This window comes from Sphingomonas sp. 66-10 (genome assembly GCF_001897045.1).
GTDB lineage: Bacteria > Pseudomonadota > Alphaproteobacteria > Sphingomonadales > Sphingomonadaceae > Sphingomonas > Sphingomonas lycopersici.
Genome location: NZ_MKRR01000031.1, coordinates 3897 through 13617, shown reverse-complemented (window position 1 = coordinate 13617; position 9721 = coordinate 3897). Strand labels below are relative to the sequence as shown.

Annotated in this window: 12 protein-coding genes; 3 read left to right on the top strand and 9 right to left on the bottom strand. The window is 65.7% G+C overall.

Translation table 11 applies throughout. From position 1 onward, the window contains the following. Positions 1–431: FAD-dependent oxidoreductase (locus BGN95_RS03975; RefSeq protein ID WP_286771690.1), on the bottom strand; the 431-nt coding region annotated here is incomplete at its 3' end. Positions 432–593: 162 nt separating this feature from the next. Between BGN95_RS03975 and BGN95_RS03970 the strand changes: the two genes are divergently transcribed. Further along, a complete protein-coding gene (locus BGN95_RS03970) occupies positions 594–1112 on the top strand; it encodes an Lrp/AsnC family transcriptional regulator (RefSeq protein ID WP_265268625.1) in 519 nt (172 codons plus the stop codon). After that, positions 1109–1576, top strand: coding sequence for an Lrp/AsnC family transcriptional regulator (locus BGN95_RS03965; protein WP_179511102.1), 468 nt, complete (start codon positions 1109–1111; stop codon positions 1574–1576). Before BGN95_RS03970 ends, BGN95_RS03965 begins: the two co-directional genes overlap by 4 nt. Positions 1577–1746: 170 nt before the next feature. Here BGN95_RS03965 and BGN95_RS03960 read toward each other — a convergent pair whose 3' ends face one another. The 7 genes from BGN95_RS03960 to BGN95_RS03930 form a co-directional block, all read right to left on the bottom strand. After that, positions 1747–2217: a nuclear transport factor 2 family protein gene (locus tag BGN95_RS03960; RefSeq protein ID WP_286771680.1), complete on the bottom strand. Its 471-nt coding sequence runs from the start codon at positions 2215–2217 to the stop codon at positions 1747–1749. Beyond that, on the bottom strand, positions 2214–3302 hold the full coding sequence (locus tag BGN95_RS03955) for a DUF1214 domain-containing protein (protein WP_179511104.1): 1089 nt from the start codon (positions 3300–3302) through the stop codon (positions 2214–2216). The genes BGN95_RS03960 and BGN95_RS03955 overlap by 4 nt, the downstream gene beginning before the upstream one ends. A gap of 2 nt (positions 3303–3304) precedes the next feature. Further along, positions 3305–4084, bottom strand: a complete 780-nt coding sequence (locus BGN95_RS03950) for an SDR family oxidoreductase (RefSeq protein WP_265268628.1) — start codon at positions 4082–4084, stop codon at positions 3305–3307. A gap of 186 nt (positions 4085–4270) precedes the next feature. Beyond that, the gene (locus tag BGN95_RS03945; RefSeq protein WP_286771679.1) at positions 4271–4720 is read right to left on the bottom strand and encodes a nuclear transport factor 2 family protein; all 450 of its coding nucleotides are present in this window, start codon (positions 4718–4720) and stop codon (positions 4271–4273) included. 21 nt (positions 4721–4741) lie between these two features. Further along, positions 4742–5503, bottom strand: a complete 762-nt coding sequence (locus BGN95_RS03940) for an SDR family NAD(P)-dependent oxidoreductase (RefSeq protein WP_286771678.1) — start codon at positions 5501–5503, stop codon at positions 4742–4744. A gap of 4 nt (positions 5504–5507) precedes the next feature. Further along, positions 5508–6296, bottom strand: a complete 789-nt coding sequence (locus BGN95_RS03935) for an SDR family NAD(P)-dependent oxidoreductase (RefSeq protein WP_286771677.1) — start codon at positions 6294–6296, stop codon at positions 5508–5510. A 136-nt stretch (positions 6297–6432) separates the two neighbouring features. After that, complete coding sequence (locus BGN95_RS03930; protein ID WP_286771676.1) at positions 6433–7515, bottom strand: aromatic ring-hydroxylating dioxygenase subunit alpha; 1083 nt, start codon at positions 7513–7515, stop codon at positions 6433–6435. Positions 7516–7655: 140 nt separating this feature from the next. Between BGN95_RS03930 and BGN95_RS03925 the strand changes: the two genes are divergently transcribed. Beyond that, positions 7656–8432: an SDR family NAD(P)-dependent oxidoreductase gene (locus BGN95_RS03925; RefSeq protein ID WP_179511110.1), complete on the top strand. Its 777-nt coding sequence runs from the start codon at positions 7656–7658 to the stop codon at positions 8430–8432. 154 nt (positions 8433–8586) lie between these two features. On the opposite strand, the gene BGN95_RS03920 is transcribed toward BGN95_RS03925, so the two are convergent. Next, positions 8587–9492 (bottom strand): alpha/beta hydrolase, encoded by a 906-nt coding sequence (locus BGN95_RS03920; RefSeq protein ID WP_286771675.1) that lies wholly within the window; start codon positions 9490–9492, stop codon positions 8587–8589. Between the last annotated feature and the right edge of the window lie 229 nt (positions 9493–9721).

The following is a 9721-nucleotide window of genomic DNA, read 5'->3' as shown; positions in this document are numbered from 1 at the left end:
CCGAGCCGGTCGGCCATCAGCGGGATCGGATCGTGCGTCCGCCAGCCGCCGCGCGCGCCCGCCACGTCCATATGATAATCGGCATAGGCATAGGCGGTGTAATGCACCTCGGACTTCTGCTCGAGGTAGCTCAACATGCGATGCGCATTGTCGATATAGGCGTGGAGCTTGGCATCGGGGACGTCGTCGCCGATCAGCGCCTTGATGTAGCCGAAAGCCTCGCCGGGATCGTCGGCATGGCCCTTGGCGCGTGCGTCGTCGCTGTTGGGGATCCAGATGCCGCCGCCCGAGGTGGCGGAGGTGCCGCCGAACTTCGCCGCCTTTTCCACCACCAGCACGCTCGCACCGGCGTCGGCCGCGGTGAATGCGGCGGTCAGCCCGCCCGCGCCCGAGCCGATGACGAGCAGGTCGACTTCCTCATTCGCTGCCACGGTAAAGCAATCCCTCTCTTGTTTGCCGGCGGTTGTCGCACGCGAAATGCGTTACGAAAAGAGAAAATTAATACGCAAAGTGTGATATTCGACCGTGTTCGGTGAAGCGTGTTGACGATCGGGCGCGCAAATGTACATCTGCACCCAACTGGAGAAATTGCGTTGCGAGCAGAAGCCAAGGGGGAACGTCGCGGACGCGGCAAGGCCCAGAACGGCAGGGAAGCTGCCGAGTTCGAAACCGACGATATGGATGAGCGGATCATCGCCGCGCTGCGCCAGAACGGCCGCATCGCCAACCGCGATCTCGCGCGCGACATGGGCGTCAACGAAGCCACCGTCCGCACCCGGCTGCGCCGGCTGGAGGAGGCCAATATGTTGCGCGTCGTCGCGATGCGCGATCTGTCGGCGATGGGCTTCGAATATCTCGCGCCGGTCGGGGTGCAGGTGAAGGGCCGCGCGGCGACCGCGGTGGGCGAGGAGCTGGCGCGGCTCGAACGGGTGATCACCGTCAACGTCGCGATTGGCACGCACGATCTGGAAATCCAGGTCGTGTCGAGCTCGCTCGCGGAAATGGAGGAATTGCTCACCAACGTCATCGCCAAGATCGACGGGGTCGAGCGGCTGTTCCCGAGCCTTGCGCTCAAGGTCCTCAAATACAATCCGGAATGGGCACCTCTATGACTCGCATCGCGCTCGACGAACTGGACGAGCGGATCATCGAGCGGCTGGGGCACGACGCGCGCGTCTCCAATCGCGAGATCGGCCGCGAATTCGGGCTGACCGAAGGGACGATCCGCTCGCGGCTCAAGCGGCTGCTCGACAATAAGGTGATCCGCGTCGCCGCGGTGACCAATGCCAATCGGCTGCGCAACCCGATCCTCGCCTATCTGTGGGTCGAGGCGAACAGCGCGTCGGATATCGAGCGGGTGTCGCGCGCGCTGGCCGATCTGCCCGAGATCGGCTTCGTCGCGACGATCCTCGGCCGCGCCGACGTATTGGCGATGACCCTGGTGGAAAATGGCGCGGAACTGACCGACTATCTCCACCAGACGATCGACAAGATCCCCGGCGTCCACCGCATCCGCTACAGCCTCGGGCAAAATTTCATCAAGCACGACTATCGCTGGTGCTCGCTGGTCGATTGAGCGAAAAAGGGGCGGATAGGTTACCGCCCCGGCGAAGGCCGGGGTCCAGCATCGGGCCGATCGTAACTGGGCCCCGGCCTTCGCCGGGGTGGTTAGTCTTTGTGTCCCCGCGAAGGCGGGGACCCAGACTGGGCTCCCGCCTTCGCGGGAGCACAAGTTCTGTCGCGTCCCTACCCGGCCGCGACCCAGCCGGCCTTCACCCCCTCCGGCCCGATCGCGCCGTCGACGATCGCGCGCGGTTCGGAGCGCGAATAGCAGATGCGCCAGCCCTCGGCGGTCTTGCGATAGCGATCCTGATAGAAGTTCGCGAGCAGGCGGAAGGTGCCGCTGCGCGGATCGTAGGTCGCATAGCCGAGGTTCCAGCGCGCCTTGGCCTCGTCGCCGTCGACCTCGATCTCGCCATTATGCCCCTGATGGACGTCGACGATCGGCGTGGTCGCCGCCATTTGCGTGAACACGTCGATCAGCCCGTCGACCCCGAAGGTGCCGATCGGCGGAAAGTCGATCTCCGCATCCGGGGTGAAGCAGGCGCGGATCGCGTCGACATCCTTCGCGTCGCAGGCATTGAGATAGCGCGCCTTCAAGCGACGGATATCGCTTTCCGCTTCCAGTCGCGCGATGCGGGTTTCGAGATCACTCATGCCAATTTCTCCACGCGTGTCACCGGCACGGGATGCTCGGTCGCCCCCGTCCAGCGCAGCAGCATCGTGCCGTGTTCGTGCCCGGCGGTGTCGACCCAATTGCCGAAGCCGGGATCGCGCGCGGCGACCACGATCGTCACCGTGCCATTCGGATTGAGCGTCGCGCTATGCGCGTTCACATGCACCTTATGGTGGCGATAATCGAGCGATTCGAACCAGATATTGTCGACCTGGAAATTCCAGAAGGTGCAATCGGGCACCGGCGTTTCGATCACCAGCATCTCGTCCGGCGCGAGCTTCCAATAGCCGTGAAGGTAGAAGATCGTCGGATCGCCGCCGGCCTTGTAGAACATCGTCTGGTCGGTGGTGGCGAGCTGGTTGAGCGCCGGCATCAGCATATCGGTCCAGCGCAGGAAGGTCCGCGCGGTGCCCTCGACGAAGGCAGCGGCGCGCTGCAGCCCTTGCTCGAGCTTCTCGGCGGTGAGCGGCTCGGGGGTTTCGCGCGGGCGATCGATCGCCTCGATTTTCACCGTCGCCGGCACCTCATTGTCGCGATCGAGGAAGGTTTGGCGGACGAGCAGCATCGATGAATCGTCGGCCAGCGGCAGCCAGTTGCCGTTCTCGCGCTCCTTGCTCGCGATGATCTCGAAGCTGCCGTCTTCCTCGAACTCGATATCCGCCGAATCGAGTTCGCCGGTGGAGGCCATCGTCCCGTCGATCGCATAGCGGTTCGCCTTGGTGCCGAAGCTCAGGATCGGCACCGACCCGCGATTGCCGCTGATGCGATAGCGCCGTGCCCCGCTGATCGCGGCGTTCATGTAGATATTGTCGGGATTGTCCGCGCCGATCTTCGCCGTCGGGTGCGACGCGGCGTAGAAGCCGGGGAAATCGGTGTCGGCATTCTCCAGATGCATGTCGAGCGCGATGCGCGTCAGCCGGCTGAGGTAGCGATAGCCTTCGGCCTGATCGATCGGGGTGTCGGCGATCCTGGTGCTCAGCACCACCTCGCCGATCGCCTCCAGCCGGCGGCAGAAATCGCGCCACACCTCGCCCGAGGCGACGCGCTGTTCGGTGTCCTTGGTCATGATCAGGGTGCCATATACTGGCCGCCATTCACGTCGAGCGACGCGCCAGTGACGACCTTGGAATAATCGGAGAGGAAGAACAGCACCGCCTTGGCGCAATCTTCCTCGGGCGGAATGATGTTGAGCGGGATGCGCGAGGTGATCTCGCCCTCCACTTCGGCGCGGTCGCGCCCGGCGGCGACTTCGCGCGCGATCCAGTCATAGACCGGTTTGCCGCCGATCCACCCCATGCGGGTCGCGTTGACGCGGATGCCGTGCGGGCCGAAATCCTTCGCCATATGCCGGGTCAGCGCGTTGAGCGCGCCCTTGCCCGAGGCATAGCCGCCCTCGCCAGGGAAGGGGTTAACGGTCGACATCGTCGAAACATTGATGATCGCGCCGCTGCCCTGCGCCTTCATCGTCGGGAACACCGCCTGCGCCATGCGCAGCGCGCCGAGGCAATTGACGTCGAGCACCTTGAGCCAGTCGGCCGGATCGGCCCGATCGACCGTGGTCCATTCGCCGTGGATGTAGGCGGTGTTGACGAGGCCGTCGATGCGCCCGAACGCGTCGAGCGCCGCCTGCGCGAGCGCCTGGCACTGGCCGGCATCGGTCACGTCGGTGGAGCGGGCGACGGCTTCGCCGCCCGCGGCGCGGATTTCGCCCGCCACCTCATCGAGAAATTTCTGGCTACGCGCGCCCAATGCGACCTTGGCGCCTTCCTCGGCGGCGATGCGGGCGAGAGACTGCCCCATCCCGGGGCCGACCCCGCTGACCACGATGACTTTGCCTTTGAGCAACATATGTTTTCCTCTCTCCTCCCCGCGGCTGCCCCTGCCGTCATGCCGGGCTCGACCCGGCATCCAGAGCCACGGGCGATGTCCCTTGTGGCTCTGGATGCCGGATCAAGTCCGGCATGACGATGAAGGGGTGTTCGGGTTCATTCGCTTCAATCCAATCAGTAACGAAAAAAGATACGGACCAGCGGTTCAGCCCGCCTTCTCCGGCGTGAAATTCTGCGGCGGATCCTTGACCCACGGGTCGGCCTCGGCGCGGCGCGTGATGCGCCAGCCGTCGGGGGTGCGGACGAGATCGTCGACATAGGTTGCGCCGACGAAGAACAGGTGATCGCCGCCCGGCTGCGCGAGCTGCATCGGGTTGAACAGCATCGTGCGCGAGGTGGCACGATCGCCGTCGACGCGGATCAGCGGCAGCCCGATGAGATGCTGGGTGACGGGGAAGGGGGCCAACGCCTTGGCGAGCCACGACTTGATCGTGGCATAATCGCCGATCTCGCCGCCGGTCACCGAATAATCGAACGTCGCGTCCGGGGTGAACACGCGATCGAGCGTGTCGAAATCCTTGGCGTCGATCGCATAGACATAAGTGGCGAGGAGCTGCTGGATCTCGATGATGTCCGATACGACGCGCGGGTCCATGCCCTTCCTCTCCCTTATCCGTCAGTCGAAATTGGCCTGCCCGCCGTCGAGCGGGATCGTCGCGCCGGTGAGATAGGCGAATTCGGGGCCGCACAGCCCGGCCACCGCCTCGCCGATATCCTCTTCGCATTCGCCGACACGGCGCAGCGGGATCGTGCGGAAAAAGGCTTCGGCCTCCGCCGGGTTGTTCTCGATCCACTGGACGAGCCCAGGCGATTTGGCGTGGGGCGCGATCGTCAACACGCGGATTCCGTCGACGCCCCATTCGGCCGCCGCGGCGCGGCTCAGCGAGCGGATCGCCTGTTTCACCGCGGCATAGGCGCCGTAATTGGCCATGTCCCAGCGCACCGCCGCCGAGCTGGCGAGGTTGAAGATCACCCCGCCGCCGCGCCGCTTCATGTGCGGGTGACATGCCTTCATGAAACGGAAGGTGGCGAGCGGGCCGGAGTCGAACCCGGCCTCGAATGCCGCGTCGCTCACCGCCATCAGCGGGCCGAGCGGGACTTCCTGCGCATTGTTGACGAGGATATCGACCCCGCCGAACGCGCTTGTCACCCCCGCCACGGCATCGCCGATCGAGACGGCATCCTTGACGTCGCAGGCGAAGCCCTGTGCCGTCCCGCCGAGCGCGGCGATCTCCGTCGCGACGCTATCGAGCTTGGCCTTGGTTCGCCCGAGCAGCGCCAGCGTGGCGCCGCGCTTCGCCAGCGCCAGCGCGATGCCGCGCCCGACGCCTTGCCCGGCGCCGGTGACGATCGCGACCTTGCCGGAAAGCGCGGCCATCGCCTTAGGCGCCCAGACCGGCGGGCGCGCCGGGGAGCACCGGCTGGTAATAGCCGGCGGTCCAGCCGCCATCGACCGCCAGTTCGGCGCCGCTGATATAGCTGGCCTCGTCGGAAGCGAGGAACAGGCTGGCGCGCGCGATTTCCTCGGGCTCGCCGATGCGCTGGAGCGGCACGCGCTCATAGCCGCGGTTGAGATCGGCGCCGGTCGCGCCCATCGGGTTGCCCATCTGGGTATTGACCCCGCCCGGATGGACCGAGCAGACGCGCACGCCGCGCGGTCCCAATTCCATCGCCAGCGATTTGGTCAGCCCGCGCACCGCCCATTTGCTCGCGGTGTAGATCGGCAGGCCGTTGCAGCCGCGGAGGCCGTCGACCGACGAGATGTTGATGATCACGCCGCGCCCGGCCTTGGTCATCACCGGGGCGATATGCTTGGCGCCGAGCATCGTGCCGATCACGTTGATCGACAGCACGCGCTCGGCGTCCTCGACCTTCAATTCCTCGATCGCGGTGAAATGGACCACCGCGGCGTTGTTGATGAGGATGTCGACCGCGCCGAACGCCTCGGTCGCGGTGGCGACGATCGCCGCCCAATCCGCCTCGGAGCGGACATCGAGCTTTGAGAAGCGCGCAGCGGCGCCGATCTCGGCGGCGAGCGCCTGGCCCTTGTCCTCGACCACGTCGCCGATCACGACCTTCGCGCCCTCGGCGGCGAACAGGCGCGCGGTTGCCGCGCCCATGCCCTGCGAGCCGCCGGTGACGATCGCCACCTTGCCGTTCAATCGTCCCAAAAATTCTCTCCTCGAAATAGCATGGCGGAATTGAAATCCTCCGCCGTCATGCCGGGCTCGACCCGGCATCCTGAGTCACGAGCGATGGCCTTTATGGCTCTGGATGCCGGATCAAGTCCGGCATGACGGTATCTAACTAGGCGGCTTGTTCTTCGTCCCACGGTGCGGTGGTGGTGCCGCGCGTCACGGTGGTGCCGTTGACGCGCTTCTGGAATTCGCCGGCGCGGGCGCGCGGGTTGTAGAATTGGCGATACCAGATGCGGACCTTGCCGATCGGCCCGTCGCCGCGCACCGCCAGCGGGTTGAAGCACGGGCGCTTGTTCGACCAGATCTCGAAATCCTGGCTGAACGCGGCGAGGCTGGCATCCTGATAGGCGCGGGCGAGACCGATATCTTCTTCGGTGGGCGTCGCATTGCCGACCTTGACGAGCAGGCCATGCCACACGCGCACCACGCCGTCCTCGACCGGGGTATGCGCGATGAGGATGATCGAGGGATATTCCCCCGCCATCTCAGAGATCAGGATGCCCGGCCCGGTATACCAGGTGTTGGTATAGAGCGCGCCCTCGGTAACCAGCGTGCGGTGCCCCGAGCGGAAGCGCTGGACGACGATATGATCGTTGAAATCATTCTCGAACAGCTCGATCCCCTCCGAGCCGTGGACCGGGCCGAAATGGCCGCGATCGGCCATATTGTCGAGGATCTCAATCGGGTGGCTCTTGAGCTCGCCGAGCTGGTCGATCTTCCAGTCGACCCAATGCGGGGTGCCATATTCGGCGAAGGCGGGAAGATCGTAATCGGGCTCGCCACCCTCGGGATCGTTCCACATCCAGATGCAGCCAGCGCGCTCCTCGACCGGCCAGCTCGGCAGGCACGCGGCCGCCGGGATCTTCTGCGGCGAATAGGGGATTTCGTTGCATTTGCCGTCCGGCCCGAAGCGCCAGCCGTGATAGGGGCAACGGATCGAATCGCCCTCGATCTGCTCATCGTCGCGGATGACATAGGAGGTGGTGTTCTTCGCCAGATGCGCGCCCATGTGCGGGCAATAAGCGTCGACGAGATAGACCTTGCCCGAACGCCCGCGATACAGGACCATGTCGCGCCCGAAAAACCGGACGGCGTGGGCCTTGCGCCCCTCCAGCTCGTCCGACGCCGCGATCATGAACCAGCCGCGCGGGAACTGATGTTCGCCGAGACCATATTCGGCGGTCGTTGCCATGTTTGCCTCTCTCTATCCGCAGATGTCCGTCGGTAAAATCACAATATGCGTGTTTTTCACGCTTATCAATTGCGCATTTCGATGTAACCTCGCATGAACGGCCGCATCATGCAAGGCAAGCAGAGCAAATGGAGGATGTAATGGGCGATGAACGGCTCTTTCCGGAGGGCGCGGCGCTGATCTTCGGCGCGACGGGCGGGATCGGGCGCGTCGTCGCGCTGGAATTCGCGCGCGCGGGCAGCGATGTCGCGATCACCTGGCGGTCGAAGCGCGAGGAGGCCGAATCGCTCGCGCGCGAGATCGAATCGCTCGGCCGTCGCGCCAGCGTCCACGAATGCGACGTCACCGATACGGCGACGCTCGACGCGACGATCGCGGCGGCAGCGGCGGCGCACGGGCGGGTGCATACGATGGTATGGGGCGCGGGGCCGCTGGTGGCGCAGGTGTTCCTCACCGAGACGACGCCCGAGCAATGGCGCCGTGCGATCGATGTCGAGGTCCATGGCTTCTTCAACGCCAGCCGCGCGGCGATCGCGCATATGCGCGGCGCGGGCGGCGGGTCGATCGTCCATCTCGGCTCGGCGGGCGATTTGCGTTGGCCCGACAAGGACGGGCTGTCGGTCGCGCCCAAGGCCGCGAACGAGGCGCTGGTGAAGGGCTTCGCGCGCGAGGAGGGCAAGAACGGCATCCGCGCCAACACCGTGCTGGTCGGGGTGATCGAGGCGGGGATGTTCCTCGAACTCAGCAAGCAGGGCGTGTTCGACGAGGAATGGACCCGCGAGGTCCACAAGAATCTCGCGCTCAAGCGCTGGGGCCAGCCCGAGGAGATCGGCCATGCCGCGGTGTTCCTCGCTTCGTCCAAGGCCGCCTATGTCACCGGGCAGCAGATCGCCGTGGCAGGCGGCTATGGGATTTGACGATAGGGTCACCAACCCGTTTATCTAACTCGTCATTCCCGCGAAGGCGGGAATCCATTCACTCAGCCCTCCGCGAAGAATCGCAACGGCAGCGTCAATGGATTCCCGCCTTCGCGGGAATGACGGAGAGAAGATGGCGGAGTCCTGCCTCCCCCTACAGCCCGAACGCGCGGCGAAGATCGGCACCGGCGAGATCGAGCGCGGCGTCCGCCGGGGGCAGCACGCCGGGCATGCTGGCGAAGCCGTGGAACACCCCGCCGACCCGCTCCAGCCGCACCGGCACGCCGGCCGCCTGCAACCGCTCTGCATAAGCCACGTCCTCGTCGCGCAGCGGGTCATATTCGGCGGCGATGATCGTCGCGGCGGGCAGCCCGGCGAGATCGGTCGCGCGCAGCGGCGCGGCGAGCGCGGGGGGATTGTCCACCGCGTCGCCGACATATTGCTCCCAGAACCAGCGCATCATCGGGCCGGTGAGGAAATAGTCGGTGCCGTTGGTGCGATAGGAGGCACGGGAGAAATCGGTATCGAGCACCGGATAGATCAGCAGCTGATGCGCGATCGCCGGGCCGCCGCGCTCCTTGGCGAGCAGGCACAAGGCCGCAGCGAGATTGCCCCCGGCGCTGTCGCCAGCGACCGCGATTCGACTGGCGTCGACATTCGGCCCGACGGTGGCAAGCGCCGCGAGCGCGCGATAGCTCGCGTCGAGCGGGGCGGGGAAGGGGTGCTCCGGCGCGCGCGGATAATCGAGCGACACCACCGGCAGCCCCGCCTTGAGCGCGAGCGCGCGGCAGGTGACGTCATGCGTTTCGATATTGCCGCATACCCAGCCGCCGCCGTGGAGAAACAGGATCACCGGCAGCTTTTCGTCGGGGCGCGGGTGATAGAGCCGCGCCGGCTGCGCGGCGAGAATCAGGTCCCGCACCTCGGCCACCGGGGGCTTGGGGAACGGCATCGGCTGCGTATCGCCGACGCGGAACGCCTCGACCGTGAACGGCCCGACGGCGGACGGAAGCTGCTTCATCATCTCGAGGATCGACGCCGCGGCGGGGTGCAGGGCCATAGTCATTCTCCGTTGGTGGTCGGTGGGAAAGATGCAGATTTCGGTCTTGTCTTCCTCGTCACCCCGGCCTTGAGCCGAGATGACGGGGGAAGTCGACCTGAATGGCCGAATGACTGGATATCGATTCCGACCTAAAGGAAACGGCATGGCGAAACGAGATCAGGACGGGTTTTCGGCCCTGCTGGAAGCGCTTTACGGCGGGTTGCTGCAACAGGCGCCGTGGGAGCCG

What these genes read in the sequence shown, in the direction of transcription:
- BGN95_RS03920 (WP_286771675.1), bottom strand. Translation starts at nt 9,492, where the DNA reads ATGGCCCTGCACCCCGCCGCGGCGTCGATCCTCGAGATGATGAAGCAG.
- BGN95_RS03965 (WP_179511102.1), top strand. Translation starts at nt 1,109, where the DNA reads ATGACTCGCATCGCGCTCGACGAACTGGACGAGCGGATCATCGAGCGG.
- BGN95_RS03955 (WP_179511104.1), bottom strand. Translation starts at nt 3,302, where the DNA reads ATGACCAAGGACACCGAACAGCGCGTCGCCTCGGGCGAGGTGTGGCGC.
- BGN95_RS03960 (WP_286771680.1), bottom strand. Translation starts at nt 2,217, where the DNA reads ATGAGTGATCTCGAAACCCGCATCGCGCGACTGGAAGCGGAAAGCGAT.
- BGN95_RS03945 (WP_286771679.1), bottom strand. Translation starts at nt 4,720, where the DNA reads ATGGACCCGCGCGTCGTATCGGACATCATCGAGATCCAGCAGCTCCTC.
- BGN95_RS03950 (WP_265268628.1), bottom strand. Translation starts at nt 4,084, where the DNA reads ATGTTGCTCAAAGGCAAAGTCATCGTGGTCAGCGGGGTCGGCCCCGGG.
- BGN95_RS03940 (WP_286771678.1), bottom strand. Translation starts at nt 5,503, where the DNA reads ATGGCCGCGCTTTCCGGCAAGGTCGCGATCGTCACCGGCGCCGGGCAA.
- BGN95_RS03930 (WP_286771676.1), bottom strand. Translation starts at nt 7,515, where the DNA reads ATGGCAACGACCGCCGAATATGGTCTCGGCGAACATCAGTTCCCGCGC.
- BGN95_RS03925 (WP_179511110.1), top strand. Translation starts at nt 7,656, where the DNA reads ATGGGCGATGAACGGCTCTTTCCGGAGGGCGCGGCGCTGATCTTCGGC.